This is a genomic window from Paracoccus sp. S4493, assembly GCF_000967735.1.
GTDB classification, from domain to species: domain Bacteria; phylum Pseudomonadota; class Alphaproteobacteria; order Rhodobacterales; family Rhodobacteraceae; genus Paracoccus; species Paracoccus marcusii.
In genome coordinates this window covers 1-26,583 of the sequence record NZ_JXYF01000111.1, presented here as the reverse complement: position 1 = coordinate 26,583, position 26,583 = coordinate 1, and the positions used below count along the sequence as shown (strand labels likewise).

Annotated in this window: 28 protein-coding genes and 1 pseudogene; 11 read left to right on the top strand and 18 right to left on the bottom strand. The window is 68.9% G+C overall.

Features of this window, described 5'->3' with window-relative positions:
- Nucleotides 1-153 precede the first annotated feature (153 nt).
- The gene (gene map / locus TW83_RS13695) at nucleotides 154-951 is read right to left on the bottom strand and encodes a type I methionyl aminopeptidase (RefSeq protein ID WP_045983330.1); all 798 of its coding nucleotides are present in this window, start codon (nucleotides 949-951) and stop codon (nucleotides 154-156) included.
- A 102-nt stretch (nucleotides 952-1,053) separates the two neighbouring features.
- Here map and TW83_RS13690 point away from each other — a divergent pair, with 102 nt between their 5' ends.
- Both TW83_RS13690 and TW83_RS13685 read left to right on the top strand, forming a co-directional pair.
- Nucleotides 1,054-1,794 carry a molybdopterin-binding protein gene (locus TW83_RS13690; RefSeq protein WP_045983329.1) on the top strand — a complete coding sequence of 247 codons (741 nt, stop codon included), beginning with the start codon at nucleotides 1,054-1,056 and terminating at the stop codon, nucleotides 1,792-1,794.
- On the top strand, nucleotides 1,791-2,510 hold the full coding sequence (locus TW83_RS13685) for a GNAT family N-acetyltransferase (RefSeq protein WP_045983328.1): 720 nt from the start codon (nucleotides 1,791-1,793) through the stop codon (nucleotides 2,508-2,510). Before TW83_RS13690 ends, TW83_RS13685 begins: the two co-directional genes overlap by 4 nt.
- Nucleotides 2,511-2,608: 98 nt before the next feature.
- Here TW83_RS13685 and TW83_RS13680 read toward each other — a convergent pair whose 3' ends face one another.
- The 12 genes and pseudogenes from TW83_RS13680 to TW83_RS13625 form a co-directional block, all read right to left on the bottom strand.
- Nucleotides 2,609-3,430, bottom strand: coding sequence for a tryptophan 2,3-dioxygenase family protein (locus TW83_RS13680; protein ID WP_045983327.1), 822 nt, complete (start codon nucleotides 3,428-3,430; stop codon nucleotides 2,609-2,611).
- Nucleotides 3,427-5,040: a benzoate-CoA ligase family protein gene (locus tag TW83_RS13675; protein ID WP_045983326.1), complete on the bottom strand. Its 1,614-nt coding sequence runs from the start codon at nucleotides 5,038-5,040 to the stop codon at nucleotides 3,427-3,429. The genes TW83_RS13680 and TW83_RS13675 overlap by 4 nt, the downstream gene beginning before the upstream one ends.
- 10 nt (nucleotides 5,041-5,050) lie before the next feature.
- A complete protein-coding gene (locus TW83_RS13670) occupies nucleotides 5,051-5,446 on the bottom strand; it encodes a RidA family protein (RefSeq protein WP_045983325.1) in 396 nt (131 codons plus the stop codon).
- Nucleotides 5,439-5,828 carry an acyl-CoA thioesterase gene (locus tag TW83_RS13665; RefSeq protein WP_045983324.1) on the bottom strand — a complete coding sequence of 130 codons (390 nt, stop codon included), beginning with the start codon at nucleotides 5,826-5,828 and terminating at the stop codon, nucleotides 5,439-5,441. The genes TW83_RS13670 and TW83_RS13665 overlap by 8 nt, the downstream gene beginning before the upstream one ends.
- Complete coding sequence (locus tag TW83_RS13660; protein ID WP_045983323.1) at nucleotides 5,825-6,955, bottom strand: acyl-CoA dehydrogenase family protein; 1,131 nt, start codon at nucleotides 6,953-6,955, stop codon at nucleotides 5,825-5,827. The genes TW83_RS13665 and TW83_RS13660 overlap by 4 nt, the downstream gene beginning before the upstream one ends.
- 50 nt (nucleotides 6,956-7,005) lie before the next feature.
- The gene (locus tag TW83_RS13655) at nucleotides 7,006-7,818 is read right to left on the bottom strand and encodes an enoyl-CoA hydratase family protein (RefSeq protein ID WP_084697496.1); all 813 of its coding nucleotides are present in this window, start codon (nucleotides 7,816-7,818) and stop codon (nucleotides 7,006-7,008) included.
- Entirely contained in the window at nucleotides 7,815-8,249 is a 435-nt protein-coding gene (locus tag TW83_RS13650; protein WP_045983321.1) for a MarR family transcriptional regulator, read from the bottom strand. Before TW83_RS13650 ends, TW83_RS13655 begins: the two co-directional genes overlap by 4 nt.
- Nucleotides 8,246-8,971: an SDR family oxidoreductase gene (locus TW83_RS13645; protein ID WP_045983320.1), complete on the bottom strand. Its 726-nt coding sequence runs from the start codon at nucleotides 8,969-8,971 to the stop codon at nucleotides 8,246-8,248. Before TW83_RS13645 ends, TW83_RS13650 begins: the two co-directional genes overlap by 4 nt.
- On the bottom strand, nucleotides 8,968-11,247 hold the full coding sequence (locus TW83_RS13640) for a bifunctional salicylyl-CoA 5-hydroxylase/oxidoreductase (RefSeq protein WP_045983319.1): 2,280 nt from the start codon (nucleotides 11,245-11,247) through the stop codon (nucleotides 8,968-8,970). Before TW83_RS13640 ends, TW83_RS13645 begins: the two co-directional genes overlap by 4 nt.
- Before the next feature lie 42 nt (nucleotides 11,248-11,289).
- On the bottom strand, nucleotides 11,290-11,718 hold the full coding sequence (locus TW83_RS22285) for a CbiX/SirB N-terminal domain-containing protein (RefSeq protein WP_255352797.1): 429 nt from the start codon (nucleotides 11,716-11,718) through the stop codon (nucleotides 11,290-11,292).
- Nucleotides 11,719-12,015: 297 nt separating this feature from the next.
- Nucleotides 12,016-12,558: pseudogene (locus tag TW83_RS21840) on the bottom strand (DUF4202 domain-containing protein); the annotation flags it as partial.
- 121 nt (nucleotides 12,559-12,679) lie between these two features.
- Nucleotides 12,680-13,711 carry an FAD-dependent oxidoreductase gene (locus TW83_RS13625; RefSeq protein ID WP_157001587.1) on the bottom strand — a complete coding sequence of 344 codons (1,032 nt, stop codon included), beginning with the start codon at nucleotides 13,709-13,711 and terminating at the stop codon, nucleotides 12,680-12,682.
- Between the two features lie 28 nt (nucleotides 13,712-13,739).
- Here TW83_RS13625 and mnmD point away from each other — a divergent pair, with 28 nt between their 5' ends.
- The 3 genes from mnmD (at nucleotide 13,740) to TW83_RS13610 (ending at nucleotide 16,225) form a co-directional block, all read left to right on the top strand.
- Nucleotides 13,740-14,423 (top strand): tRNA (5-methylaminomethyl-2-thiouridine)(34)-methyltransferase MnmD, encoded by a 684-nt coding sequence (mnmD, locus tag TW83_RS13620; protein ID WP_045983317.1) that lies wholly within the window; start codon nucleotides 13,740-13,742, stop codon nucleotides 14,421-14,423.
- A gap of 108 nt (nucleotides 14,424-14,531) precedes the next feature.
- Nucleotides 14,532-15,461 (top strand): ABC transporter ATP-binding protein, encoded by a 930-nt coding sequence (locus tag TW83_RS13615; RefSeq protein WP_045983316.1) that lies wholly within the window; start codon nucleotides 14,532-14,534, stop codon nucleotides 15,459-15,461.
- 2 nt (nucleotides 15,462-15,463) lie between these two features.
- Nucleotides 15,464-16,225 (top strand): ABC transporter permease, encoded by a 762-nt coding sequence (locus TW83_RS13610; protein WP_045983333.1) that lies wholly within the window; start codon nucleotides 15,464-15,466, stop codon nucleotides 16,223-16,225.
- On the opposite strand, the gene TW83_RS13605 is transcribed toward TW83_RS13610, so the two are convergent.
- Entirely contained in the window at nucleotides 16,222-16,692 is a 471-nt protein-coding gene (locus TW83_RS13605) for a hypothetical protein (protein ID WP_239441348.1), read from the bottom strand. The two genes, TW83_RS13610 and TW83_RS13605, sit on opposite strands and share 4 nt — an antisense overlap.
- Nucleotides 16,693-16,939: 247 nt before the next feature.
- On the opposite strand from TW83_RS13605, the gene rimO reads away from it, so the two are divergent.
- From rimO to ettA, 3 genes are read left to right on the top strand one after another with little or no spacing between them, the layout of a single operon-like run.
- Nucleotides 16,940-18,310, top strand: a complete 1,371-nt coding sequence (gene rimO / locus TW83_RS13600; protein WP_045983315.1) for a 30S ribosomal protein S12 methylthiotransferase RimO — start codon at nucleotides 16,940-16,942, stop codon at nucleotides 18,308-18,310.
- On the top strand, nucleotides 18,300-19,199 hold the full coding sequence (locus tag TW83_RS13595) for a sulfotransferase (protein WP_162198050.1): 900 nt from the start codon (nucleotides 18,300-18,302) through the stop codon (nucleotides 19,197-19,199). The genes rimO and TW83_RS13595 overlap by 11 nt, the downstream gene beginning before the upstream one ends.
- Nucleotides 19,200-19,254: 55 nt before the next feature.
- The gene (gene ettA / locus TW83_RS13590) at nucleotides 19,255-20,910 is read left to right on the top strand and encodes an energy-dependent translational throttle protein EttA (RefSeq protein ID WP_045983314.1); all 1,656 of its coding nucleotides are present in this window, start codon (nucleotides 19,255-19,257) and stop codon (nucleotides 20,908-20,910) included.
- 69 nt (nucleotides 20,911-20,979) lie between these two features.
- On the opposite strand, the gene TW83_RS13585 is transcribed toward ettA, so the two are convergent.
- From TW83_RS13585 to TW83_RS13575, 3 genes are all read right to left on the bottom strand, one after another.
- Nucleotides 20,980-21,561, bottom strand: coding sequence for a porin (locus TW83_RS13585; RefSeq protein WP_045983313.1), 582 nt, complete (start codon nucleotides 21,559-21,561; stop codon nucleotides 20,980-20,982).
- Between the two features lie 265 nt (nucleotides 21,562-21,826).
- Entirely contained in the window at nucleotides 21,827-22,036 is a 210-nt protein-coding gene (locus TW83_RS13580) for a hypothetical protein (RefSeq protein ID WP_045983312.1), read from the bottom strand.
- A gap of 79 nt (nucleotides 22,037-22,115) precedes the next feature.
- Nucleotides 22,116-22,436, bottom strand: a complete 321-nt coding sequence (locus TW83_RS13575) for an HNH endonuclease (RefSeq protein ID WP_232303365.1) — start codon at nucleotides 22,434-22,436, stop codon at nucleotides 22,116-22,118.
- Between the two features lie 60 nt (nucleotides 22,437-22,496).
- Here TW83_RS13575 and TW83_RS13570 point away from each other — a divergent pair, with 60 nt between their 5' ends.
- Nucleotides 22,497-23,114, top strand: a complete 618-nt coding sequence (locus TW83_RS13570; RefSeq protein ID WP_045983310.1) for a DsbA family protein — start codon at nucleotides 22,497-22,499, stop codon at nucleotides 23,112-23,114.
- On the opposite strand, the gene zapE is transcribed toward TW83_RS13570, so the two are convergent.
- Entirely contained in the window at nucleotides 23,111-24,220 is a 1,110-nt protein-coding gene (gene zapE / locus TW83_RS13565) for a cell division protein ZapE (protein WP_045983309.1), read from the bottom strand. The two genes, TW83_RS13570 and zapE, sit on opposite strands and share 4 nt — an antisense overlap.
- 131 nt (nucleotides 24,221-24,351) lie before the next feature.
- Between zapE and TW83_RS13560 the strand changes: the two genes are divergently transcribed.
- Nucleotides 24,352-24,960 (top strand): 5'-methylthioadenosine/S-adenosylhomocysteine nucleosidase, encoded by a 609-nt coding sequence (locus TW83_RS13560; RefSeq protein WP_045983308.1) that lies wholly within the window; start codon nucleotides 24,352-24,354, stop codon nucleotides 24,958-24,960.
- Nucleotides 24,961-25,030: 70 nt separating this feature from the next.
- On the top strand, nucleotides 25,031-26,583 hold a 1,553-nt coding region (locus tag TW83_RS13555; RefSeq protein WP_045983307.1), incomplete at its 3' end, for an ABC transporter transmembrane domain-containing protein.

Sequence of the window (26,583 nt, the reverse complement as noted above, 5' to 3'; positions counted from 1 at the left end):
GAATTTTGCGTCCCGCGCGGTGCCGGTGGGTTCCACCCCCCGGACCCCCTGGGGCGGAGGACGCCTTGCGGTGTTTTCCTGACCAATGAATGATTGCGACCTCCGGGGGGTCCGGGGGGCGGAGCGCCCCCGGCCACCGCGGGACGCAATCGATCATGCCAGTTCGGGGAAGAACCGGTCGGAAGGGGTGAAGATCTCGCATCCGTCGGCCGTCACGCCGATCGAATGTTCGAACTGGGCCGACAGCGACTTGTCGCGCGTCACCGCCGTCCAGTCATCGGCCAGGACCTTGGTTTCCGGGCGGCCCAGGTTGATCATCGGCTCGATCGTGAAGAACATGCCCTCCTCCAGCACCGGCCCTTTGCCGGCGCGTCCGAAATGCAGCACGTTGGGCGGCGAATGGAACACCCGCCCGATCCCGTGCCCGCAGAAATCGCGCACCACCGACATGCGCCGTTCCTCCGCATAGGTCTGGATCGCCGCGCCGATGTCGCCGAAGGTCGCGCCGGGACGCACGGCCTCGATCCCCTTCATCAGCGCGTCATGGGTCACCTGCAGCAGCCGCTGCGCCTTGAGCGACGGCTTGCCCGCCACATACATCCGGCTGGTGTCGCCGAACCAGCCGTCCAGGATGACCGTCACGTCGATGTTCAGGATATCGCCGTCCTTGAGGCTCTTGTCGCCGGGGATGCCGTGACAGACCACGTGGTTCACGCTGATGCAGCTGGCATGCTGGTACCCGCGATAGCCGATCGTGGCCGAGGTCGCGCCCAGCTCCGTCACCCGGCCCCGGATGAAATCGTCCAACGCGCCGGTGGTGACGCCCGGTGCGACCATCGGCCCCACCTCGTCCAGGATCCGCGCGGCCAGGGCGCCCGCCGCCCGCATGCCTGCGAAATCCCCGGGCATGTGCAGGCGGATGCCTTCCCTCGTGATACGGCCTTCGTCCATCGCTGATCCTTTCTGTCTGCCGCCCTAGATAGAGACGCGCGCCCACTTGTTCCAGCCCCGGCTGCGGGCATAGATGGGGCGCGACACCCAAGGGAGAGCCTGATGCAGTCCGACAACCCCACAGCCGCCATCCTGGTCATCGGCGACGAGATCCTGTCCGGCCGCACCCGCGAAGGGAACGCCCATCACCTGGCCCAGGTGCTGACCGCCACCGGCATCGACCTTCAGGAGATCCGCGTCGTGGCCGACGACACCGACCGCATCGTGGACGCGATCCGCGCACTGGACCGGACCCTGGGCGGGGCATACGACCTGCTGTTCACCTCCGGCGGCATCGGGCCCACGCATGACGACATAACCGCCGACGCCGTGGCCGCCGCCCATGGCACCACGGTCGAGGTCAACCCCACCGCCCGCGCCCTGCTGCAGGAGCGCTGCGACCGCATGGGGGTCGAACTGAACGAGAACCGCCTGCGCATGGCCCGCATCCCCGTGGGTGCGACGCTGATCGACAATGCCGTGTCGGCCGCGCCCGGCTTCTCCATCGGCGCGACCCATGTGATGGCGGGCGTCCCCGAGGTGTTCCGCGCCATGGTCGCCTGGCTGATCCCGCAGCTGCCCGTGGGCCGCCCCGTGCAGTCCCTGACCGTCGAGGTCCGCCGCGGCGAGAGCGAGGTGGCCGAGGACCTCAAGGCCGTCGCCGCCGAATATGCCGACCTGTCCCTGGGGTCCTATCCGTTCCGCGACGATACGGGCTGGGGGACGAACCTGGTCGTGCGGGGCCTGGATGCCGCCCGCGTCGATCAGGCCATGGCCGCGCTGCGCGGACGCATCGGTCTGTGAGGCCCGACCCCGATCTGGCCGCCGCCTTCGAGGCAACCTGGCCCGCGTTCGAGACCATCCGCTGCGGCGGCTTCCTGGTCGGGCGGGGCGCAGGGGCGGGCGGGCGCGTCAGCTCGGCCATCGCGGTCGGGGCGTGGGCGGAGGCCGACATCGACGCCGCCTGTGCCCGGCATGCCGCATGGGGCCAGCCGCCGCTGTTCCGTGCCTGGGACGATGAGACTGACCTGATCGCCGCCCTGACCGCGCGCGGCCTCGGCGCGCATATCCCGACCCAGGTCATGGCCGCGCCCATCGCCGCGCTGACCGACCGGCCGATCCCACCCGTCACCGCCTTCGCCATCTGGCCCCCCTTGGCGATCCAGCGCCAGATCTGGGGCGCGGGCAACATCACCCCCGCAAGACAGGCCGTGATCGACCGCGTCCCCCTGCCCAAGGCCGCGCTTTTGGGCCGCATCCGGGACCGCGCTGCAGGCGCAGGCTTCGTCGCGCTGCATGACCGCACCGCCATGGTCCACGCCGTCGAAGTCCTGCCCGCCTTCCGCCGCCAGGGTCTCGCCGGCTGGATGATGCGCCAGGCCGCGGCTTGGGCCCAGGATCTCGGTGCCACGCGCATCGGCCTGGCCGTCAGCCGCGCGAATACCGCAGCCCAGGCCGCCTATGCCAGCCTCGGCTTCACCGCCGCCGGCAGCTACGCCTATTACGGCCCCGCCGCCTGAGGCACCGGACCGACCGCGCCCGGACCGCAGGTCCGGGCGCCACCGACGGCCGCGACCCCGGCCCGTCAGGGCCGGTCAGGCGAGGCCGTCCGCCCCGCTCACAGTTCGGTCCGCAGCTCCCACAGGTCGGGGAACAGCACCACGTCCAGCATCCGCCGCAGATAATTCACCCCCGACGTGCCGCCGGATCCGCGCTTGAAGCCGATGATCCGCTCCACCGTCGTCACATGGTTGAACCGCCAGCGGCGGAAGTAATCCTCGAAATCCACCAGCTTCTCGGCCAGCTCATACAGCTCCCAATACCGCGCCGGTTCGCGATAGACCTCGGCCCAGGCCGCCCGCGCCGCCGCGTCCGGCGCATGGGGCTTGTCCAGCACGGTGCGCGCCGCCACGTCGAACCCCGCCGCTCTCAGCCGCCCCAGAACCTCGTCGTACAGCGACGGCCGCGCGGCCTCCGCCCGCAGCGCCTCGGCCAGGTCGGGCCGATGCGCATGGGGCGCGATCATCGCCATGTTGCGGTTGCCTGCGACGAACTCGATCATCCGGTACTGATGCGACTGGAACCCGCTGCTCTCGGCCAGCGCGGGGCGAAAGGTCGAATATTCCGACGGCGTCATGGTGCGCAGCACGTCCCAGGCCGAATTCAGCTGCTCCATGATCCGCGCCACGCGGGTCAGCATCTTGAACGCCGGGCGCAGGTCGCCCACAGCGATCCGGTCGCGCGCCGCCCCCATCTCCAGCAGGGCCAGCTTCATCCACAGCTCGGAGGTCTGGTGCTGGATGATGAACAGCATCTCGTCATGCGCATCCGACAGCGGATGCTGCGATGTCAGTAGCCGGTCCAGCCCCAGATAATCGCCATAGGACATGCGCCCGTCGAACGACATGCGCGCGCCTTCCTGTGCAGGGTCGATACTCATTGCTTCAGCCTGAACCTCTGGATCTTGCCGGTCTGGGTCTTGGGCAGGGCCGCGCAGAAGACCACCCGGCGGGGATATTTGAAGGGCGCGATCACGTCCTTCACATGACGCTGCAGCCGCTCCGCCGTCGCGGTGTCGGGCGCGACGCCGGGGGCCAGCACCACATGCGCCTCGACGATCTGGCCGCGCTCCGGGTCCGGCGCGCCGATCACCGCGCATTCCAGCACGTCCGCGTGCGCCAGCAACGCCGCCTCCACATCCGGCCCCGCGATGTTGTAGCCCGACGACACGATGATGTCGTCGCAGCGCGCCGCGAAATGGAACCGCCCGTCATCGTCCTGCCAGAAGGTGTCGCCGGTCAGGTTCCAGCCGCCCTGCACATACTCTGCCTGCCGCGCATCGTTCAGATAGCGGCAGCCGGTGGGCCCGATCACCGCCAGCCGCCCCATCTCTCCGCGCGGCACCTCCTGTCCCGCATCGTCCACGATCCGCGCGCGGTATCCCTGCACGGGCCGCCCGGTGCAGCCTGGATGGCTGTCGTCCAGCCGGTTGGTCAGGAAGATGTGCAGCATCTCGGTCGCGCCGATCCCGTCCAGCATCGGCTTGCCCGTGCGGTCGTGCCAGTCCTGCCAGATGGGGGCGGGCAGCGTCTCTCCGGCGCTGATCGCCACGCGCAGGCTGGACAGGTCCGCCCCCTGATCCATCGCGCGCAGCATCACCCGGTAGGCCGTGGGCGCGGTCACGCAGATCGTGGCGCGGTGGCGTTCGATGATCTCGATCATGTTCGGGGGCGAGGCATTCTCCAGCAGCACCGCGCTGGCCCCGAAGCGCAGCGGGAACACCGCCAGCCCGCCCAGCCCGAAGGTGAAGGCCAGCGGCGGTGACCCCACGAAGACATCGTCGGGCCTCACCCCCAGCACCTCCCGCGCATAGCCGTCGGCGATGATCAAGAGGTCGCGGTGGAAATGCATCGTGGCCTTGGGCTCGCCCGTCGAACCCGACGTCATCCCCAACAGCGCCACGTCATCCCGCCCGGTCCGCACCGCCTCGAACCGCACGGGTTTCGTCAGCGCCGCCCGGTCCAGCTCCGCGTCATGGTTCGCGGTGCCGTCGAACCCCACCACGGTGGTCAGCGTGGCCGAGCCCTTGGCCGCCGCCACCAGCTCATCCATCAGGCGCGTGTCGCACAGCGCATGCGTCACCTGCGCCTTGTCGATGATCTGGGACAGCTCCTTGGCGCGCAGCATGGGCATGGTGTTGACCACGACCGCCCCCGCCTTGGTCGCGGCCAGCCAGCAGGCGACCATCGCGGGGTTGTTGGCCGACCGGATCAGCACCCGGTTGCCCGGCCGCAGCCCGTAATCGGCGACCAGCGCATGGGCCAGCCGGTTGGTCCAGTCCGACAGCTCCTTGTAGGTCCGCGCCCGCCCGTTGCCGACCAGCGCGACCCGGTCCCCGAACCCGCGATCGACCATGCGGTCGGTCAGCTCCGCCCCCGCATTCAGCCAATCAGGATAGTCGTATCCGGACAGGTCGATCCGCGGCCAGGCCTCCGGCGGGGGCAGGTTGTCGCGCGTGAAGCTGTCCTCGTGCCCGCTTGGTCCCAGCATGATCGTCCCCCTATTCCGGCACCACGGCCGTGGCCTCGATCTCGACCTTGGCGCGGTCCTCGACCAGCGCCACGACCTGCACCAGCGCCATGGCCGGGTAATGCCGCCCGATCACGTCACGGTAGGCCGCCCCCACCGCGCGCAGCGCGCCCAGATATTCGTGCTTGTCGGTGACGTACCAGGTCAGCCGCACCAGATGCTGTGGCCCCGCGCCGCCCTCGGCCAGGACCGCCACAATGTTCTCCAGCACCTGCCGGACCTGGCCCGCGAAATCGTCGGTCTGAAAGACCTGATTCGCGTCCCAGCCCACCAGCCCGCCGGTAAAGATCATCCGCCCCCGCGCCATGATCCCGTTGGCATAGCCCGAGGCGCGCTTCCACGTCGCCGGATGCAGGGGTTCATGCATGATGCGCCTCCAGGGTCTGTCGCATGTCGTCGGGCCAGGGCGACGGGGTGAAATCGCGGTCCATCCAGACCACGGTGGTCCGCGCCTCCACCCGGTCCTCGCCGCGGATCAGAAAGCGCGCGCTGGACCGGCCCAGATGCTCGACCACCAGCGTCCAGTCCAGCCGGTCGCCAAGCCGCGCAGGCTTGCGGAACGCCATCTCCAGCGCGACGGTGGGCATCCCCTGACCCGCCGCCATCATCGGGCCGAACCCATGCCCCACGACCTCCAGGAAGAAGTTCTCCACCATGTGGTTCACCATCTCCGCATAGCGGGGGTAAAAAACGATCCCCGCCGGGTCGCAGTGGCAGAATTCGATGGGAATGGTGCGGGTATAGGTCATGCGCCCTCCAGGATGCTGCGGGCGATGACGACGCGCTGCACGTCGCTGGCCCCCTCATAGATGCGCAGGGCGCGGATCTCGCGGTACAGGCTCTCGACCGTGCTGCCCGTGCGCACGCCGTCGCCGCCATGCAGCTGCACGGCCTGGTCGATGACCTCCTGCGCGATCTCGGTGGCGTACAGCTTGGCCATCGCCGCCTCGCGCGTGATGCGGGGCGCGCCCTGGTCCTTGGCCCAGGCCGCGCGATAGATCAGCAGGGCGGCGGCGTCGATCTTCAGCGCCATGTCGGCCAGATGCCCCTGGACCATCTGCAGCTCGGCCATCGGCGCACCCTGGATCTGGCGCGACCGCACGCGGGCCAAAGCCTCGTCCAGCGCCCGACGCGCAAAGCCCAACGCCGCGGCCCCCACCGTGGGGCGGAAATGATCCAGCACTGTCATGGCGATGCGGAACCCCTGTCCCGACTGCCCGATCAGCGCATCCCCCGGCAGCCGCACCCCCGTCAGGCGCAGATGCGCCAGCGGATGCGGGGCCATCACGTCGATGCGCCCGACCACCTCCAGCCCCGGCGTGTCCGCAGGCAGCAGGAAGGCCGACAGCCCCCGCGCGCCCGGGGCCTCTCCGGTCCGCGCGACGATCACATAGACATCCGCGATCCCGCCGTTGGAGATATAGGTCTTTTCCCCGTCCAGCACCCACCTGTCGCCATCCCGGCGCGCCGTGGTCGCCAGCCGCGCGACGTCCGACCCGGACGCAGGCTCGGTCAGCGCGAACCCCGAAATCGCCCGGCCCGCCCGCGTCCGCGCCAGCCATTCCCGCTGAACCGGGCTGCCGAACAGCGTCACCGCCCCCATGCCCAGGCCCTGCATGGCAAAGGCGAAATCGGCCAGCCCGTCATGGCGCGCCAGCGTTTCGCGGATCAGGCACAGCGCGCGCACGTCCAGCGCCTCGCCCCCCGAATGCGCCAGCCAACCGCCATCACCCATGGCCCGCACCAGCCCCCGGCAGGCCCCGTCCACATCGCCGTGATCCACCGGCAGCGCGCCCAGCGCCCAGTCCTCCAGCCCCTGGGCCAGCGCGCGATGCCTGTCCTCGAAGAACGGCCAGTCCAGAAAGCTGCAATCCATCGTCTTCTTCACCCAAATATCCCGGGGTCCGGGGCAGAGCCCCGGCGCCCTCAATTGCCCTCGAAGACCGGCGTCTGCTTGGCGACGAAGGCCCGATAGGCCCGCTCGAAATCGCGCGTGGTCATGCAGATGGCCTGGGCCTGCGCCTCGGCCTCGATCGCCTGGTCCAGACCCATGGTCCATTCCTGCAACAGCTGCGTCTTGGTGATGCCATGCGCCCAGGTGGGCCCCGCCGCGATCGCCCGCGCCAGATCCATCGCGGCGGCAAAGACGTCGTCATGCAGGCTGTTCCAGAAGCCCCACCGCTCGCCCTCCTCGGCGCGCAGCACGCGGCCGGTGTACAAAAGCTCCGCCGCGCGCCCCTGTCCCACGATGCGCGGCAGCATCGCGCAGGCGCCCATGTCGCAGCCCGCAAGCCCCACTTTGGTGAACAGGAATGCGGCCTTGGCCGAGGGCGCGGCTAGCCGCAGGTCGCTGGCCATGGCCATGATCGCGCCCGCTCCGACGCAGATCCCCTCGACCGCGGCGATCACCGGCTTGCCGCAATGGATCATCGCGCGGACCAGCTCCCCGGTCATGCGGGTGAAGGCCAGCAGCTGCGGCATCTCCATGCCGACCAGCGGGCCGATGATCTCGTGCACGTCGCCGCCCGAACAGAAATTCCCGCCGTTGGAGGCGAGCACCACCACATCCACATCCGACGCATGGGCCAGTTGTCGAAAGCAGGCGCCCAGTTCGGCATAGCTGTCGAAGGTCAGGGGGTTCTTGCGTTCGGGGCGGTTCAGGCGGATCACCGCGATGCGGTCCGTGACCTCCCACAGGAAATGTTCGGGCGCCAGATCGGCCATGGGGACGGGTTTCATTCGGGCCTCCCGGCGCGGGACAGGATGTCGCGCAGCGCCTCCAGATCGGTTTCGGACAATCGACCCAGGATCGCGTCGACCTCGGCCTCATGGCCCAGGGCCATGATCTCGAACGTCTCCAGGCCTTCGGGCGTCAGGCGCACGCGGATGCGGCGGCGGTCGCCGTTCTCGGCCTCGCGGCGGACCATGCCGTCGGCCTCCAGTCGGTCGACGACCGCCGTGGCATTGCCGTTCGACACCAGGAGCAGGCGCGACAGCTCGGACATGGTCACGCCCTCGCGCCTGCGCCACAGCGCCGCCATCACGTCGAAGCGGGGCAGGGTCGTGCCATGCGCGCGGCGCAGATAGTCGCGCAGGTGGTTCTCGGCCCCCCGCGTGACGCCCAGAAGGCGGATCCAGGTCTTCAGCCGCCGCTTGGACAGGTCGGTCATGCGCTCTCGCCTCCGTCCAGGACGATGGCCTGGCCGTTCACCCCCGCCGCCGCGTCCGAGGCCAGCCACAGCGCCGCGCCGGTCACCTCGGCGGGCGCGATCAGGCGGCCCTGCGGGTTGCGGGCGGTCAGCGCGGCCAGTGCCGCGTCGCGGTCGCGCCCGGTCTTGGCCATGATCCCGTCCAGCGTGCGGCCGGTCATCTCCGTGTCCAGATAGCTGGGGCAGATGGCGTTGGCGGTGATCTGTTTTGCAGCCACCTCCAGCGCGATCGACCGCACCAGCCCCATCACCCCATGCTTGCTGGCCGCATAGGCCGAGGCATAGGCCGCCCCCCGCAGCCCCGCCGCCGAGGATACCGCAATCAACCGCCCCCCCGGTCCCATCTGCGACAGCGCCTGCCGAAAGGTCAGGAAGACCCCCGTCAGGTTGACCGCCATGATGCGGCTGAACTGGTCCAGCGTGGTGCGGGCAAAGGGCGCGGCCTCGGCGATGCCGGCGTTGGCGATGACCACCTGGCAGGGGCCGGCGTCGTCGAAGATGCGGCGGACCTGATCCTCGTCGCTGACATCGCCCGGCACGGCGCGGATCAGGCCGCCCGCCACAGCCTCAAGCCGCGCGGCATCACGGCCGGTGATGACGACCTCATGGCCCTGGGCGGCAAAGGCGCGGGCCATGTCGGCCCCCGTGCCGCTGCCGCCGCCGGTGATCAGGACGCGGGTCATGCGCGGATCTCCTCGGCCTGCTTGGCGGCCAGGCGGCGCGCCTGATCGCGGCCCGCGTGATAGGGCAGGGGCCAGTCCGCCCCGTCGCCAAGCGCCGTCGCAGCATGCAGCGTCCAGTAGGGATCGGCCAGATGCGGCCGCCCGATGGCCACCAGATCGGCGCGCCCGGCCATCAGGATGCCATTGGCTTGATCCGCATCGGTGATGTTGCCCACCGCCATAGTGGCCAGCCCCGCCTGGTTGCGGATGCGGTCGGAAAACGGCGTCTGGAACATCCGCCCATAGACGGGCCGCGCATCGGGCGTCGTCTGGCCCGCGGACACGTCGATGATATCCGCCCCCGCCGCGTGGAAGGCCCGCGCGATGGCGACCGATTCGTCAGGCGTCACGCCGTTCTCGGTCCAGTCCGTGGCCGAGATGCGCACCGACATGGGCCGCTCCTCGGGCCAGACGGCGCGCATGGCGGCAAATACCTCCAGCGGCCAGCGCAGGCGGTTCTCCAGGCTGCCGCCATAGTCGTCGCTGCGCCGGTTCGACACCGGCGACAGGAACCCGGACAGCAGATAGCCATGCGCCGCGTGCAGCTCGACCATGTCGAAGCCCGCGGCATCCCCCATGCGGGTCGCGGCCACGAACTGCGCCGTCACCGCCTCCATGTCGGCGCGGGTCATCTCCTGCGGCACGGCATTGCCGTCGGACCACGGCAGGGCGGAGGCCGCCATGATCGGCCAGTTGCCCTCCGCCAGCGGCTGGTCCATCCCCTCCCACCCGATGCGGGTGGAGCCCTTGCGGCCCGAATGGCCGATCTGACAGCAGATCCTGGCATCCGTCTCGGCATGGACGAAATCGGTGATCCGCCGCCAGGCCGCCTGATGCTCGGGCGCGTAAAGGCCCGGACAGCCCGGCGTGATGCGGCCTTCGGGGCTGACACAGGTCATCTCGGTAAAGACCAGCCCCGCGCCGCCCTTGGCGCGTTCGCCGTAATGGACCAGGTGCCAGTCGGTCGGGCAGCCGTCCTGCGCCTTGTACTGGGCCATGGGCGAGACGACGATGCGGTTCTTCAGCGCCATGTCGCGCAGGCGGAAGGGCGCGAAGATCGGCGCGCGGCCCGGCTGGCCGTTGGCCTGGGCCTGGAACCAGTCCTCGGCCTCGCGCACCCAATCGGGGTCGCGCAGGCGCAGGTTCTCGTGCCCGATGCGCTGGCTGCGGGTCAGCAGGGAATAGGTGAACTGGATCGGGTCCAGGTCCAGGTAACGCTCGACCTCCTCGAACCATTCCAGACTGTTGCGGGCGGCCGATTGCAGGCGCAGAACCTCGATGCGCCGTTCCTCCTGATAGCGTTCGAAGGCGCGGGGCAGGTCGGGTTCGGAATGCAGGTAATCCGCCAGCGCGATGGCGCTGTCCAAGGCCAGCCGCGTGCCGGACCCGATCGAGAAATGCCCCGTCGCCGCCGCATCGCCCATCAGCACCACGTTCTCATGATACCACCGCTCGCAGATGACGCGGGGAAAGTTCATCCAGACGGCCGAGCCGCGCAGATGCGCCGCGTTCGACATCAGGTCATGCCCGCCCAGATGGTCCGCGAAGACCGCGCGGCAGGTCTCGACGATCTGCTCTTTCGTCATGCCCTCGAAGCCCATCGCGTCCCAGGTCTCCTGCGAACATTCCACGATGAAGGTCGCGGTGTCGGCATCGAAGGAGTAGACATGCGCCCAGAGCCAGCCCTGCGGCGTCTTTTCGAAGATGAAGGTGAAGGCGTCGTCGAATTTCTGTTTGGTACCCAGCCAGACGAACTTGCAGCGGCGCATGTCGATGTCGGGGCGGAACACATCCGCATATTCAGTGCGGACCTTGCTGTTCAGTCCGTCGCAGGCGACGACCAGGTCATAGTCGCGGCGATAATGTTCAGCGGTCTGGAACTCGGTCCGGAACTGCAGGTCCACGCCCAAGTCGCGCGCGCGCTCCTGCAGCAGGATCAGCAGCTGCCGCCGCCCGATGCCCGCGAAGCCGTGCCCGCCCGAAACCTGCCGGTGGCCGTCGCGTATGACCGCGATGTCGTCCCAATAGATGAAGTGGTCGCGGATCGCCTGGGCCGAGGGCGGGTCGTTCTTCTGCAGCCGCGACAGGGCGTCATCGGACAGCACCACGCCCCATCCGAAGGTGTCGCCCGCGCCGTTGCGTTCCAGCACGGTGACGTCATGCGACGGATCGCGCAGCTTCATCGAGATCGCGAAGTAAAGGCCCGCAGGCCCGCCACCCAGACAGAGAATCTTCATCCCGTGCCACCTCCTGCGATGCAGGCTGGCACGGGTCCGAAATCATTTCAAGCTTGAAACTTCTCTGGCGATGGAGGCTGCGATCATCGCAGGCACTTCGGGGGCCAAGCCCACCGGGTCCAGGCGCGGGCCGGTGAAGCCTGCCTGATCCAGCGCCTGCGGCAGGTCGTCCAGCACATGTTCCGCGCGCAGCGCGAACATCGGCAGGCTGATGGCACGATCCAAGCCGCGGGCGGCGTCGGCGATGAAGGGCTCCTGTTCGACGAAGCCCGCGACGACGCGGGCGAAATGCGGCGCGATGCGGGCGGCCAGTGCCATGGTGATGTCGTGGCTGGCCTGCCCACGCTGCGATCCATGCGCGGAGAGGAGCAGGGTCGTATCTGACAGCGCCCAGCCCTGGGCGTCCGCCGCCTGGCGCGCCTTTTCGACGACCAGCGCGTCGAGGCCGGGATCGGTGCCGAAGGGGCGCATGATATGCGCGCCCGGTGCGCCGGCCTGGGTCAGGCGGCGGGGCAGTTCGACGCCGGTGAACCAGCCCTCGGCCATGAACATCGGATAGATGATGCAGTCGCTGGGGCAGGTGCGGGGCAGGGCGTCGGGGTCGGCCAAGGTCGCGCCCAGGACCTCGACGCCCGGGGCGTGGGCCGCGACCTGGGCGGCCAGCGCCTCGATGGCGGCCTGCTGGGGGGCGGGGTCGCCGGGTTGGCCATGCGAGACGATGACGGCGCGCGACAGGGTCTGCGGCTGATCGGCGTCGTGGAAATACTGCGCCAGCGCCGCGGGCATGGGGAACTCGGCCAAGGCGCGGGCGCGGGCCTCGGCCGACATCTTGCGGGCGGTCTTCTCGATGATGCGGGGGATCTTGTGGTCGGGCTGTTCGGCCATGAAATCGCCCAGATACCAGCGGATGAAGGTGAAGCAGATCACGTCCTCCAGCGCCTGCACCTGGGGGTCGCGCTTGAGGCCCTGTTTGGTCAGCATCTTGCGGGCGCGGTCGATGTCATCGGCGTCATAGCCCGCATCGGCCATGATGCCGGCGATGCGATCCGCGTGACGGCGGCCCTGTTCCTGGCGCCAGGCCAGATAGCCGGGGCGGTTCATCGGATAGTCGGCCCGCGGCAGCAGCCAGCGTTCGACATGCTGGCCGCGGCAGGCGATGCGCAGAACGTCGTCGGCGTCTGGGAACAGGCGCTGCTGTTCCGCCGTCATGCGCTGGCCATAGAGGAGGTTCGCAGGCTTGCCGTCGTCCAGGTTCGGGTCCTGGGCATTGGCGGCATCGATGGCGGTTAAGGCATGGTCGAGGCGGGTCATCGCGGGCTCCGGCTGGTTCGGGGGGAGTGTGCGCGGGGGGCGCCCGGGTGGCAAGCAGGCAGGGGGGCGCCGCCCCCCGTCCTGCGGACTCCCCCCGGGGTATTTGGGCAAAGGAGAAGTCTCAAGGCAGGGCGAAGAGGTCGGGTATGTCCCGACGGTCGTCAAGAAGGATCTGCGCGGTCAGGTCGGCGATCAGCGGGGCCATGCCGAAGCCGATCTTGAAGCCGCCATTGACGATCAGGTGACCGGGGCGGCCGGGCCACGGGGCCAGCACCGGCGCGCGCGAGCGGGCGCGGGGGCGCAGGCCGGCCCAGATGTCGAGGACGGGTGCATCGGCCAGCGTCGGGCAGATCGCGACGGCGCGGGCCAGCAGATCCTGGGCCTGATGGTCGGGGTGTACGGTGTCGTAGGTGTTTTCCGAGGTCGAGCCGATGGCCGTGGTGCCGTCCGCATGGGGCACGATATGCAGCCCGTCGGCAAAGACCTGAGGGCTGTCCGGGGCGGCGTGGGAGAGGAGCAGCGACTGACCCTTGACCCCCTGGCCGATCTTGCGGTCCAGCGCGCTGTTCAGGGCCACAAGTCCCGGCGTGCCCGTGGCCCAGATCGTGGGGGCGTGGGCGTCGGGGGCCGGCGTGTGTTCGTGGATCCGGCCGCCCCCGGCGCGGATCGCCGCGGCCAGGGCCTGCAGGGCGGCGCGGGGGTTCAGGCGGGCCGTCAGCCCGTCGGTCAGCCAAAGGCCGGTGGGGCTGGGCGGGATCAGCGGGCCGTGCGGATCGCGGGTCAGCGCCATGCCCATGGCGGCGGGCCACTGGCGCGCGGCGGCCGCGATGCGGTCGGGCAGGCGGGCGGCGGTATCCATGTCGGGAACGGGTTGCAGGCGGCCGGTGCGGGCGTAACCCGTGGGCAGGCGGGACTCTAGTTCGACGCTGGCCCAGAAGGCTGGGGCGGCCAGAAGGCTGTCTAGCTGCAGCTGTTTCTTAATGTTCCAGGGGTCGGGCGCGTGGGGGGCCAGGGCGCCCACATGGCCGCCCGAGGATCCTGCCCCGATGGTCGCGGCCTCGAACACGGTGACTTGTGCGCCGCGCCGGATCAGCGCCCAGGCACAGGCCAGCCCGAAGACGCCGGCCCCCGCCACATGGATCACCCTTGCCAAAGCCGCGTCCTTTCCCGACAGATGCGTCATGAGCGACCTAACCCATCCCCGCCCCGATGACGAGCCTGCGCTGGACTGGCGCGATGGGGGCGTTCCCGTGTCCCAGCAGTTCGACGACCCCTATTTCAGCCTGGGCGGCGGGCTGGAGGAGACGCGGCACGTCTTCCTTGCGGGCAACGACCTGTCCGCGCGGCTGAGGCCGGGGTTCCACGTGGCCGAGACGGGGTTCGGCACCGGTCTGAACGCATTGGCGCTGGCGCAGGTGGCGACGGTGCCCGTGCGGATGACCAGCTTCGAGGCCTTTCCGATGAGCCGCGCCCAGCTGGAGCAGGCGCATGCCGCCTTTCCCGACCTGTCGGCGCTGGCGGCGCAGCTGCGCGACGGGTGGGGGCAGGGGGTGATCCGCGTGGGACAGGTCGCGCTGACCGTGGTCCTGGGCGATGTGCGCCGGACGTTGCCCGCGTGGCGGGACGCGGCGGATGCCTGGTTCCTGGACGGGTTCTCTCCGGCCAAGAACCCGCAGATGTGGGGCGCGGACGTGATGGCCGAGGTGGGCGCGCATACCGCGCCGGGGGGCACGTTCGCCACCTATACCGCCGCGGGCCATGTCCGCCAGGCGCTGTCGGATGCCGGGTTCGAGGTCCTCCGCAGCCCCGGTTTCGGGCGCAAGCGCCACATGAGCCGGGGGCGGCTGAGGACGTCGGACGGCTGAATCCGCGGTCCCGCACTGGCAATCGGGGCGGGCAGGGCCTATCTGCGGGACCGGACAGCTGTGCGCGAGGCGCGCCACGGTCCCCGAACTCACCTACAGGAGAGGCGCATGGGCGCGATCATCGACATCGACCACCTGTCCAAGGAATATGGCAGCGGCACCAAGGCGCTGGACGACGTGACCCTGTCCATCGACGAGGGAGAGATCATCGCCCTGCTGGGCCCCAACGGGGCGGGCAAGACCACGCTGATCTCGATCATCTGCGGGTTGGTGGTGCCGACCGGCGGCACGGTCCGCGTGGGTGGGCACGACATCCGCACCGACTGGCGCGCCGCGCGCAAGCTGATCGGCCTGGTCCCCCAGGAAATCGCGCTGGAACCGTTCGAGAAGGTCATCAACTGCGTCCGCTTCACCCGCGGGCTGTACGGCATGCCCCCGGACGAGGCCTATATCGAGCGCATCCTGCGGTCACTGTCGCTGTGGGACAAGCGCGACGCCGCCACGCGGGAACTGTCGGGCGGCATGAAGCGCCGCGTGCTGATCGCCAAGGCGCTGTCGCACCAGCCCAAGGTGCTGTTCCTGGACGAACCCACGGCGGGCGTCGACGTCGCCCTGCGCCGCGAGATGTGGCAGGTCGTGGGCGATCTGCGCCGCGAGGGCGTGACGATCATCCTGACCACCCATTACCTGGAGGAGGCCGAGGAGATGGCCGACCGCATCGGCGTCATCGCCAAGGGCAGCCTGCTGCTGGTCAAGCCGACCAGCGAGTTGATGGGAGAGTTCGGCAAGAAGACCCTGTCGATCGAGCTGGACCAGCCTTTGGCCGCGATCCCCGACGATCTGTCCGGGCGCGGGCTGTCGCTGTCGGATGACGGGCGGCGGCTGTCCTTCGAATACGACACGCGGGCCGAACGCACCGGCATCGCGCGCCTTCTGGGCGATCTGGCTGCGCGCGGCATCACCGTGCGCGACGTGTCCACGCGGCAATCCAGCCTCGAGGACGTCTTCCTTTCCCTGGTCTCCGAGGACGCGGCATGAGCATCAACTGGTTTGGCGTCTGGTCCATCTTTCACCACGAGATGATGCGGTTCTTCCGCACCATCTGGCAGTCGCTAGCATCGCCCGTGCTGTCCACGGTGCTGTATTTCGTCGTCTTCGGCGCGGCCATCGGCGGGCGCATCCAGTCGGTCGAGGGGGTCGAATACGCGGCCTTCATCGTGCCCGGCCTGATGATGCTGACCGTGCTGCAGCAGGCCGTCAGCAACGCCAGCTTCGGCATCTATTTCCCCAAGTTCAGCGGCACGATCTATGAATACCTGGTGTCGCCCGTCGGCTGGATCGAGGTGACGATGGGCTTCGTCGGCGCGGCGGCGGTCAAGTCGATCCTGATCGCGCTGGTGATCCTGCTGACCAGCTTCGTCTTCGTCGGCGTCCACATCCTGCACCCGTTCTGGATGGTGGCCTTCCTGGTCCTGTCGTCGATCGGCTTCAGCCTGCTGGGCTTCATCATCGGGCTGTGGGCCAAGTCGTTCGAACAGCTGCAGATCGTGCCGATGATGGTCATCATGCCGCTGGTCTTCCTGGGCGGCGCCTTCTATTCGGCCAGCATGCTGCCACCCTTCTGGGAGGGCGTGGCCAAGCTGAACCCGGTCCTCTACCTGATCTCGGGGTTCCGCTGGTCGTTCTTCGGACTGGCCGACGTGCCGGTGGGGGTGTCGCTGGTGGCGGTGGGGATCATGGTCGTGATCTGCCTGGCCATCATCCGCTGGATCTTTGCCACCGGCTGGCGCCTGCGCGACTAGGGGCGCAGGCTGCCGCAGATCCGCGCCTGCGGGTCCAGGCGCACGTATTCGCGGGCCGAGATGATCTTCATCTCCATCGAGCGGTTCCAGCCCCCGAACCACCGCTCGCGGATGCCGCCACGATAGAAGTTGCCCATGATCTGATCGACATAGGGCGGGATGATCTGGGTGCCCTGGATGCGCGGCGCGTGAAACCCGATCCGCGCCTGCGGCCCCAGGCAGGCATTGGGCATCGTCGTCAGGATCGTGCAGGCCGACCGGCAATATCCGCGGATGCGCACCGTGCGGCCCGACGATGCCAGCTCCTGCCGGGTCTGCACCATCTCCAGCACGTTGCCGCCGCGGTTGTTCCACACGTCGATGAACTCTCCCGCGCGCTGGATGCCTTGCGGCTGCTGGGCCAAAGCGGGGGTCGCGACCGTCAGGGCGGCGGCAAGGATCAGGGCAAGGCGGCGGGGTTTCATCATGGCGACATCTGGTCCTTTTTTCGGGCAGTGGTGAAATCACGTTCCGGCGACGACGGGCATCGGGAACGCGCATTACCGTGAACCGGTTGCCCGCAGGGGACGTTGGGCCCGCGAACCCATATCGGAGAAGCCCATGTTCCGCCTGCTCAAGCTGTTTGCCATCTTCAAGATGATCCGTCGTTTCATGGGCCGCCGCTGACCGCGGAACGGACTTTCCCCGCGATCCAGAATCGCTTATGTGCGGCGGATGCAGCAGAACCCGCCCGAACTTCGCCCCGACCTTGCGCGTGCGCGCGTCCCGGATGACCGCCGCGACGGTCAGCCGACCATCGGCATGGTCAGCCTTGGCTGCCCCAAGGCCTTGGTGGACAGCGAACGCATCCTGACGCGCCTGCGGGCCGAAGGCTATGCGATCAGCGCCGATTACCATGGTGCGGATGCCGTGGTGGTCAACACCTGCGGGTTCCTGGACAGCGCCAAGGCCGAGAGCCTGGATGCCATCGGCGAGGCGCTGCGCGAGAATGGCCGCGTCATCGTCACCGGCTGCCTAGGGGCGGAACCGGATTACATCACCGGCGCGCATCCCAAGGTGCTGGCCGTGACCGGTCCGCATCAATACGAACAGGTGCTGGACGCGGTCCATGCCGCCGTACCGCCGCAGCCCGATCCGTTCATCGACCTGCTGCCGGCCAGCGGGGTCAGCCTGACGCCGCGCCATTACAGCTATCTGAAGATCTCGGAAGGCTGCAATCACAGGTGCAAGTTCTGCATCATCCCCGACATGCGCGGCCGTCTGGTCAGCCGCCCGGCCCATGCGGTGGTGCGCGAGGCCGAGCGCCTGGTGCAGGCCGGGGTGCGGGAACTGCTGGTCATCAGCCAGGACACCAGCGCCTATGGGCTGGACCTGAAGCACGCGACCGACCGGGGGCACCGCGCCCACATCACCGATCTGGCGCGTGATCTGGGCAGCCTTGGGGCCTGGGTGCGGCTGCATTACGTCTATCCCTATCCGCATGTGCGCGACCTCATCCCGCTGATGGCGGATGGCCTGGTCCTGCCCTATCTGGACATCCCGTTCCAGCACGCCCACCCCGACGTCTTGCGACGCATGGCGCGCCCGGCGGCGGCGGCCAAGACCCTGGACGAGATCGCCGCCTGGCGCGACATCTGCCCCGACATCACCCTGCGCTCGACCTTCATCGTGGGCTATCCCGGGGAGACCGAGGCAGAGTTCCAGACCCTGCTGGACTGGCTGGACGAGGCGCAGCTGGACCGCGTCGGCGCGTTCCAGTACGAAAACGTCAAGGGCGCGCGGGCCAACGACCTGCCCGACCACGTGCCTGCCGAGGTCAAGCAGGACCGCTTTGCGCGGTTCATGGAGAAGACCCAGGCCATCAGCGCCGCCAAGCTGGAGGCCAAGGTCGGCCAGCGCATCCAGGTGATCGTCGACGAGGTCGACGAGCGCGGCGCCACCTGCCGCACCAAGGCCGACGCCCCCGAGATTGACGGAAACCTGTTCATCGACGAGGGGTTTGACGCCCTGTCGCCGGGCGATATTGTGACCGTGACGGTGGACGAGGCGGGCGACTATGACCTTTGGGGAACACTTGAGCGCTGACGCCCTGTCGCGCCTGGTCACCACGCTGACGATCAGCCCGGCCTTCGATCCCCAGGGCCAGCCCCGCAAGCCCGGCGCGCTGTGCATCGGCGCGCAGAAGGCCGGGACCAGCTGGCTGGCCCAGATGCTGGGCCAGCATCCGCAGGTCTGGATCCCGCCCTTCAAAGAGGTGCAGTATTTCAACCATCTGCACATCCCCGAGCACCGCCGCTGGATCGCCTGGCATTACCGCAACAAGCCGCAGGAGATCCGCGACCGCCACAAGGCGCGCAAGGTCGAGCTGCAGCCCGAGCTGGACGCCTATCTGACGGCCATCACCAGCGGCAAGATGTTCCACAACCAGTGGTACAAGCGCGTCTTCGCCCCCGCGCCCGAACACGCGATGCCGATGGATTTCACCCCGGAATATTCCGGCCTGCCGGACGAGGGGGTGCAGGCGGTCCGCGACCTGCTGCCCAAGGCGCGCGTGATCTATCTGATCCGCCACCCCGTCGATCGCGCCATATCGCAGCTGCGCATGAACCTGCGCCGGGAAAAACGCGTGCCCGTGACCGAGGCCGACTGGCTGGCCGAGGTCGCGAACCCGGTCCTGGACGAACGCGGCGACTATGCCGCCTATCTGCCGCGCTGGCTTAGGCGCTATCCCGACATGCTGGTCCTGCCCTTCGGTCGGATCGCGCGCGCGCCGCACCGGGTGATGGACGCGGTCGAGGCGCATCTGGGGCTGGGCCCCTGCTTCTACGCCAACCTGACGCAGAAGGTGTTCGCCAATCCCGACGGCCCGATGCCGCCCCCCGCGGCCATCGCCGCGCTGGAGGCGCGCCTGGCCCCCCAGATGGACGCGCTGCGGGACATCATGGGCGGCGATTTCGTGGACGAGGTGCGCTGATCTTCCATCGGACGCCCGTTTCCCTTACAAAGCGGCAAATTCACAGGAGTTTCCGATGGCGTCCTATCAGTTCGTCTACCACATGGACGGCGTGTCCAAGACCTATCCCGGCGGCAAGAAGGTGTTTGAGAACATCAAGCTGAACTTCCTGCCGGGCGTCAAGATCGGCGTCGTCGGCGTCAACGGATCGGGCAAATCCAGCCTGATGCGCGTGATGGCCGGCATCGACAAGGATTTCACCGGAGAGGCGTGGGCCGCCAAGGGTGCGACCGTCGGCTATCTGCCGCAGGAGCCGCATCTGGACGAAAGCCTGGACGTGCGCGGCAACGTCATGCTGGGGGTCGCGGCCAAGCAGGCCAAGCTGGACCGCTATAACGAGCTGGCGATGAACTACTCGGACGAGACCGCCGAGGAGATGTCCGCCCTGCAGGACCAGATCGACGCCGAGAACCTGTGGGACCTGGACAGCCAGGTCGATGTCGCGATGGAGGCCCTGCGCTGCCCGCCCGACGACGCCGATGTCAGCACCTTGTCGGGCGGCGAACGCCGCCGGGTCGCGCTGTGCAAGCTGCTGCTTGAGGCGCCGGACATGTTGCTGCTGGACGAACCGACCAACCACCTGGACGCCGAGACCATCGCCTGGCTGCAAAAGCACCTGATCGAATACAAGGGCACGATCCTGATCGTCACCCACGACCGCTATTTCCTGGACGACATCACGACCTGGATCCTGGAGCTGGAGCGCGGCCGCGGCATCCCGCACGAGGGGAACTATTCCTCGTGGCTGGACGCCAAGGCCAAGCGCGTGGCGCAGGAGGCCCGCGAGGACAAGTCCAAGCAGAAGGTCCTTGAGAAGGAACTGGAATGGATCCGCGCCGGCGCCAAGGCCCGTCAGGCCAAGCAGAAGGCCCGCGTCAACGCCTATAACGAGATGGCCAACAAGACCGAGAAGGAGCGCATCACCAGCGCCCAGATCATCATCCCGAACGGCGAGCGCCTGGGCGGCAAGGTGATCGAGGTCATCGGCCTGAAGAAGGCCATGGGTGACAAGCTGCTGATCGAGAACCTGGACTTCACCATCCCGCCCGGCGGCATCGTCGGCGTGATCGGTCCGAACGGCGCGGGCAAGTCGACGCTGTTCCGTATGCTGACCGGCCAGGAGCAGCCCGACGAGGGCACGATCACCCTGGGCGAGACGGTGCAGCTGTCCTATGTCGACCAGTCGCGCGACGCGCTGGGCGACAACCACAACGTCTGGGAGGAGATCAGCGGCGGCGCCGAGCTGATCGCCCTGGGCGACGCGACGATGAACAGCCGCGCCTATTGCAGCGCCTTCAACTTCAAGGGCAGCGACCAGCAGAAGAAGGTCGGCACCCTGTCGGGCGGCGAACGCAACCGCGTGCACATGGCCAAGCTGCTGAAATCGGGCGGCAACGTGCTGCTGCTGGACGAACCGACCAACGACCTGGACGTCGAGACGCTGCAGGCGCTGGAGGCGGCGCTGGACGATTTCGCGGGCTGCGCGGTGATCATCAGCCACGACCGCTTTTTCCTGGACCGTCTGTGCACGCATATCCTGGCGTTCGAGGGCGACGCGCATGTCGAATGGTTCGAAGGCAACTTCGAGGCCTATGAGGAGGACAAGATCCGCCGCCTGGGCCCTGATTCGGTGAACCCCAAGCGCGTGAAGTACAAGAAGTTCACGCGCTGATCGCACCTGTTGCGGCAATGAAAAAGGCGGCCCCCGCGGGGGCCGCCTTTCGCGTTCGGGCCGTTTCGATCAGAACCGGAACGAGGCGCGCACCTGCACCATGTCGGTGTCGAGGTCGAGGCCCGACACGTCGTTGACGTCGTCGAAGTCCTGGCGGGTGTATTCCGCGCCCAGGGTCACGCGCTCGGTGACCTTGAAGTCGGCGCCGATGCCATAGGTGAAGGCGGTTTCCGACAGGTCGTCCGCATCGACATGGGCAGCGCCCAGAGAGACGTAGGGCATGAAGCGGCCCAAGTCATAGCCCGCGCGGCCGCGCAGCCGGACCAGGTCGCCTTCGCCGGCCTCGTCCAGGTCGATGCGGTTGTAGTCCAGCTCGCCGCCCAGAACGAACTGGCCGAAATCGCGGTTGTAGCCGCCGTGCACGCCGTAGGCGTCAAAGTCGCTTGACACGCTGTCGCCGTCGAAGTTCACGTCGGCATCCCCCTGGCCGTACTGCAGACCGGCATAGAAACCGGTCCAGTCGGACACGGGTGCCGCGACGGGGGCGACGACGGGTGCGGGGGCGGGCTCGACCACGGGGGCGACATAGCCGCCGGCATGGGCGGTGACGGCGAACAGGCTTGCGCCCAGGGTTGCGAATGCAAGTTTCATGATGGGGGTCCTTCTCAGTCTGATGACGGGGCAGACCTAACCGTCTGACCCTGCTGCCGAAAGGTTGACGCCCGAAATGCCCGTGCGCGGCGTTGCATGGCCGCAACCACAGGCTTGTGAACCCGCGTGAGCGACGCCAGCCGAACCCGTGCGTGGGGCCGCACAGGGGGCCTGCGCCGATCACGACCTGCCGCCAAAGCCAGGGCGCTCAGGCCGAGACGCGCGGTTCACCGCCGGCGCGGACCTTGTCGAGGCCGTGCGCCTGTCAGGATGTGACCTGCCGGGCCCCGCCGCAGGACCGCTTGCCGGTCATGGCCGGATTGGTCGGCAGGGGGGCATCGGGGGTGCGGGCGTCCTGGGGGGCGGGGATCACGATGGGCGCGGGCGCCGGGGCCTGGGGCGGCCCGGTCTGGGCCCAGGCCGCAGGGGCGGTCAGGGCACCCAAGGCCAGCGCGGTCAGGAACGATCGGGGCATGGAACAGTCCTTTCGCAGGGGACGACTGTCTCAGGGTGCGCCCGAATCACGCTTCCGCAAAGCGGAAAAACCGATGGTATCAGCGCGTCTTTCCGGAAAAACCCGGCGGGCGGCGGGCGATCCAGGCCCAGAACGGGGCCAGGTCGGGATGGGTGCGCAGCGCCTCGACCGTGTTCACGTTTCGCGCCAGCTCCGTCTCGCGCAGGGTCTTGTGGATCGTCTTGTGGCAGATGTGGTGCAGCAGCACCGTAGGGCCCCCCTTGCCGCCGCGCAGCTTGGGGATCAGGTGATGGCGGCTTTGCGGCACGTCGGGCGGGATCGGGCGCAGGCACAGCGGGCAGACCGGGTCGGGGTCTGACGCCATCGTGACCTCTGGTTCGGTATATCTGGATTTACGCATCTGTCCGCCGTCGGTTAGGCCGAAGGACATCTGACCCCGGACCCGCCGAAAGGACAAGCCATGCCGACCCGCCGCTTTCTTCTGGCCTCTGCCGGCGCCTTCGCGGCGATGCCCGCCTTTGCGCAGGACCGCCCCAACCCGATGCCCGAGGAGTTGCGCCAGGCGCTGGAACGCGACCCGACCGCACCGGTGCTGGGCAATCCCGACGGCAACATCACCCTGACCGAGTTCTTCGATTACAACTGTCCGCACTGCAAGACGATGCTGCCGCTGATGTCGGAACTGGTCCGGTCGGACCCACAGCTGCGGGTGGTGCTGCGCGAATGGCCGGTCTTCGGTCCCGGATCGGAATTCGCGGCGCGCGCATCGCTGGCGTCGCTGCCCACGGGCAACTACTGGCGGCTACACGCCGCCCTGCTGGGCATGCGCGCCCGCGCCGAGGAGGCGACCGTGATACGCGTTGTCCGCGATCTGGGCCTGGACGAGGCCGCGATCCGCACAGGCATGCAGGCCGATACCGTCGAACGCCACATCACCTACAGCCACCTGCTGGGCGACCACATGGGGCTGATGGGGACGCCAAGTTTCATCTGCGGGGACGAGGCCGCGTTCGGCGCGATGACGCTGGAGGAGCTGCGCGCCCTGGTCCAGCGCGGACGGCGGACGATGGGGGTCTAGTCCCCCGCCGGGTCACGCCGACCCCACGCGGCGTCCTGCATCTCGCGCAGGCGGGATGCGGTTCGTTCGAACTCGAAGCTGCCTTCGCCCTCGTTGTACAGCTGTTCGGGCTGGTCCGCGCCGCTGGCGATCAGTCGGACCCGCGCCTCGTAAAGCGCGTCGATCAGCGTCACGAAGCGCTTGGCCTCGTTATAGTTCGACGCCGACAGCCGCGGCACGCCGTCGATCAGCAGCACGTCGACCGCCCGCGCCACCGCCAGGTAGTCCGCGGGCCCAAGCGGCTTGCCGCACAGGTCCCAGAAGCTGGACCGCGCCGCGCGCCCGACATGGGCGGGCAGGGTGACCTGGCGCCCCTGCACGGTCAGAACCAGCGGTTCGGGCGTGGCGTCGCCGGTCAACTCGGCCCAGACGGCGTCCAGTTCGGCCCGTGCCGCCGCATCGGCGGGGGCGAACCAGACCTGACCGCCCTGGCGGTTCTGGCGATAGTCGGTGCGGCTGTCCAGGCAGACCACCTCCATCCGCTGGCGGATCAGCGCGATGAAGGGCAGGAACAGCTGGCGGTTCAGCCCATGCTTGTACAGGTCGTCCGGTTCGCGGTTCGACGTTGTGACCACCGTCACCCCCTGGTCGAACAGAACCTGGAACAGCCGCCCCACGATCATCGCGTCGGCGATGTCGGTGATCTGCATCTCGTCAAAGCACAGCAGGCGGACCTGCGCCGCCACGGCCTCGGCCACGGGGCGGACGGTGTCCTGCTCGCCGCGCTTGCGCGCCTCGTTCAGGCCGGCCTGGATCTCCTGCATGAATTCGTGGAAATGCACCCGCCGGGTGGGAATGTCGCCGGCCGCGTCGGCCATCAGGTCCATCAGCATGGACTTGCCGCGCCCTACGCCGCCCCACAGATACAACCCCTGCACCGCGGGCACCGGATCGGGGCTGCCCACGCCCAAAAAGGCCCGCCACGCCGATCGCGGTTTCTGCGGCGGTGCCGCCTGCAGCTGATCCAGAACGCGGTCCATGTGCGGCAGCACCGCTGCCTGCGCGTCGTCGTGGCGCAGCGCGCCCGATGCGATGCGCTGGCGGTAAAGATCGCTGACCTTGCCCATGGCGTGCCCCTGTCCTGTGACCGATGCACCCCTGCCACGGCGCGGCCCGTGCCCGCAAGGGTTTGCGGCCTTGACCGCCGCGGCGTGGCCGTGCGACGCCCGACGCGATCCCCGCTGACGAAGGTGCGCCGATGACCGACCTGCCGATCCTGTTCGTGATGGCCGCCCAGCCCGAATACGGCCCGGCCCTGCGCGCGCGCATCCAGCCGCTGATGACCGGCATCGGCCCGATCGAGGCCGCGGTCCAGCTGACCGCCGCGCTGGCCCGCATGGACCGGCTGCCCCGGTTGATCGTGTCGCTGGGGTCGGCCGGGTCCGCGCGTCTGGCCCAGACCGAGGTCTATCAGGTGGGCGCCGTCGCCTGGCGCGACATGGATGCCAGCGCGTTGGGGTTCGCGCGGGGCTGCACGCCGCTTCTGGACCTGCCGCGGGTGATCGACCTGCCGCACCGCATCCCCGGCCTGCCGGTGGCCAGCCTGTCCACTGGCGCCGACATCGTCAGCGGCCCTGCCTATGCCGCGATTGAGGAGGACATGGTCGACATGGAGACCTTTGCCCACCTGCGCGCCGCCCAGAATTTCGGCGTGCCGCTGATCGGGCTGCGCGGCATCTCCGACGGGGCGGCCGATCTGGGCGGGATGGACGACTGGACCCGCTATCTTCAGGTGATCGACGGCAAGCTGGCCGCGGCGGTGGACCTGCTGCACAAGGCGCTGGCCCAGGGGCGGCTGGTCCTGTGACAGGGCGCACGCTTGTCCTTGGGGCGGCGGCCCCCTAAACCGGGGCGGCAACGGACAAAGACGGGCAAGCATGGCACGCGGCGCAAGCAATCTGGAAGACCGGCCCACCAGCCGGCGGGTGGGGGCGCTTGGCGCGCTGTGGCCGTTCGTCCGGCCCTATCGCGGGCAGATGGTGCTGGCGCTGGTGGCGCTGGTGCTGACATCGGCGATCAGCCTGATCCTGCCACTGGCCGCACGCCGGGTGGTCGACAATTTCGACGACGGCGCGGGCCTTCTGGACAAGTATTTCGGCGCGGCCCTGATGATTGTGGCGCTGCTGGCCCTGGGCACGGCGGCGCGGTACTTCTTCGTGACACGGCTGGGCGAACGGGTCGTGGCCGACATCCGCAAGGCCGTCTATGCCCGCGTGATCACCCTGTCGCCCGCCTTCTTCGAACGCGTGATGACGGGGGAAATCCTGTCGCGCATCACCACCGACACCACGCTGATCCAGTCGGTTGTAGGGTCGTCGCTGTCCATCGCGCTGCGCAACATGCTGATCCTGGCGGGGGGCATGGCGATGCTGGCCTGGACCTCGGTCAAGCTGATGGGACTGGTGCTGCTGATCGTGCCCGCCATCCTGATCCCGATCATCGTGCTGGGACGCCGCCTGCGCGCCCTGTCGCGCGCCAACCAGGACTGGATCGCCGCATCCTCGGGCACAGCGTCCGAAACCCTGCTGGCCGCCCAGACCATCCAGGCCTACACCGCCGAGGCGCGCAGCATGGTGCGCTTTGACGACGTGACCGAACAGTCCTATGTCGTGGCCCGCACCCGCATCGGCACCCGCGCGGTGATGACCGCCATCGTGATCTTCCTGATCTTTGCGGGCGTGATCGGCGTGCTGTGGGTCGGTGCCCGCGACGTCCAAGACGGGGTGATGACCGCGGGCCAGCTGGTGCAGTTCGTCATCTATGCGATCCTGGTCGCGGGCGCGGCTGGCGCCCTGTCCGAGATCTGGGGCGAACTGCAACGCGCCGCCGGGGCGACCGAACGCCTGGCCGAACTGCTGTCCGCGACGGACACGCTGACCGATCCGGCGCGCCCGGTGCCCCTGCTGCTGCCCGTGCGCGGAGAGATCGTGCTGGAGGGGGTGGCCTTCAGCTTTCCCTCGCGTCCCGACGCCCCGGCCCTGCACGGGATCGACCTGACCATCCGGCCGGGGGAGACCGTGGCGCTGGTCGGCCCGTCTGGGGCGGGCAAGACGACCGTGATCCAGCTGATCCAGCGGTTCTGGGACCCGCAATCGGGTCGCGTGACGATGGACGGCACCGACCTGCGCCAGCTGGCGCGCGTCGATCTGCGCAGCCATATCGCGCTGGTTCCCCAGGACCCGGTGATCTTTGCCGCATCCGCCGCCGACAACATCCGCCTTGGCCGCCCCGACGCGACCGACGCGCAGGTGCAGGCCGCGGCGCGCGCGGCGCATGCGCATGACTTCATCGCGGCCCTGCCGCAGGGCTATGACACCGCGTTGGGCGAACGCGGCGTGATGCTCTCCGGCGGTCAGCGCCAGCGCGTGGCCATCGCCCGCGCGATCCTGCGCGACGCGCCGGTCCTGCTGCTGGACGAGGCGACCAGCGC

What these genes read in the sequence shown, in the direction of transcription:
- map (WP_045983330.1), bottom strand. Translation starts at nt 951, where the DNA reads ATGGACGAAGGCCGTATCACGAGGGAAGGCATCCGCCTGCACATGCCC.
- TW83_RS13690 (WP_045983329.1), top strand. Translation starts at nt 1,054, where the DNA reads ATGCAGTCCGACAACCCCACAGCCGCCATCCTGGTCATCGGCGACGAG.
- TW83_RS13680 (WP_045983327.1), bottom strand. Translation starts at nt 3,430, where the DNA reads ATGAGTATCGACCCTGCACAGGAAGGCGCGCGCATGTCGTTCGACGGG.
- TW83_RS13675 (WP_045983326.1), bottom strand. Translation starts at nt 5,040, where the DNA reads ATGCTGGGACCAAGCGGGCACGAGGACAGCTTCACGCGCGACAACCTG.
- TW83_RS13670 (WP_045983325.1), bottom strand. Translation starts at nt 5,446, where the DNA reads ATGCATGAACCCCTGCATCCGGCGACGTGGAAGCGCGCCTCGGGCTAT.
- TW83_RS13665 (WP_045983324.1), bottom strand. Translation starts at nt 5,828, where the DNA reads ATGACCTATACCCGCACCATTCCCATCGAATTCTGCCACTGCGACCCG.
- TW83_RS13660 (WP_045983323.1), bottom strand. Translation starts at nt 6,955, where the DNA reads ATGGATTGCAGCTTTCTGGACTGGCCGTTCTTCGAGGACAGGCATCGC.
- TW83_RS13655 (WP_084697496.1), bottom strand. Translation starts at nt 7,818, where the DNA reads ATGAAACCCGTCCCCATGGCCGATCTGGCGCCCGAACATTTCCTGTGG.
- TW83_RS13650 (WP_045983321.1), bottom strand. Translation starts at nt 8,249, where the DNA reads ATGACCGACCTGTCCAAGCGGCGGCTGAAGACCTGGATCCGCCTTCTG.
- TW83_RS13645 (WP_045983320.1), bottom strand. Translation starts at nt 8,971, where the DNA reads ATGACCCGCGTCCTGATCACCGGCGGCGGCAGCGGCACGGGGGCCGAC.
- TW83_RS13640 (WP_045983319.1), bottom strand. Translation starts at nt 11,247, where the DNA reads ATGAAGATTCTCTGTCTGGGTGGCGGGCCTGCGGGCCTTTACTTCGCG.
- TW83_RS22285 (WP_255352797.1), bottom strand. Translation starts at nt 11,718, where the DNA reads ATGCGCCCCTTCGGCACCGATCCCGGCCTCGACGCGCTGGTCGTCGAA.
- mnmD (WP_045983317.1), top strand. Translation starts at nt 13,740, where the DNA reads ATGAGCGACCTAACCCATCCCCGCCCCGATGACGAGCCTGCGCTGGAC.
- TW83_RS13615 (WP_045983316.1), top strand. Translation starts at nt 14,532, where the DNA reads ATGGGCGCGATCATCGACATCGACCACCTGTCCAAGGAATATGGCAGC.
- TW83_RS13605 (WP_239441348.1), bottom strand. Translation starts at nt 16,692, where the DNA reads ATGATGAAACCCCGCCGCCTTGCCCTGATCCTTGCCGCCGCCCTGACG.
- rimO (WP_045983315.1), top strand. Translation starts at nt 16,940, where the DNA reads ATGCAGCAGAACCCGCCCGAACTTCGCCCCGACCTTGCGCGTGCGCGC.
- ettA (WP_045983314.1), top strand. Translation starts at nt 19,255, where the DNA reads ATGGCGTCCTATCAGTTCGTCTACCACATGGACGGCGTGTCCAAGACC.
- TW83_RS13585 (WP_045983313.1), bottom strand. Translation starts at nt 21,561, where the DNA reads ATGAAACTTGCATTCGCAACCCTGGGCGCAAGCCTGTTCGCCGTCACC.
- TW83_RS13580 (WP_045983312.1), bottom strand. Translation starts at nt 22,036, where the DNA reads ATGCCCCGATCGTTCCTGACCGCGCTGGCCTTGGGTGCCCTGACCGCC.
- TW83_RS13575 (WP_232303365.1), bottom strand. Translation starts at nt 22,436, where the DNA reads ATGCGTAAATCCAGATATACCGAACCAGAGGTCACGATGGCGTCAGAC.
- TW83_RS13570 (WP_045983310.1), top strand. Translation starts at nt 22,497, where the DNA reads ATGCCGACCCGCCGCTTTCTTCTGGCCTCTGCCGGCGCCTTCGCGGCG.
- zapE (WP_045983309.1), bottom strand. Translation starts at nt 24,220, where the DNA reads ATGGGCAAGGTCAGCGATCTTTACCGCCAGCGCATCGCATCGGGCGCG.
- TW83_RS13560 (WP_045983308.1), top strand. Translation starts at nt 24,352, where the DNA reads ATGACCGACCTGCCGATCCTGTTCGTGATGGCCGCCCAGCCCGAATAC.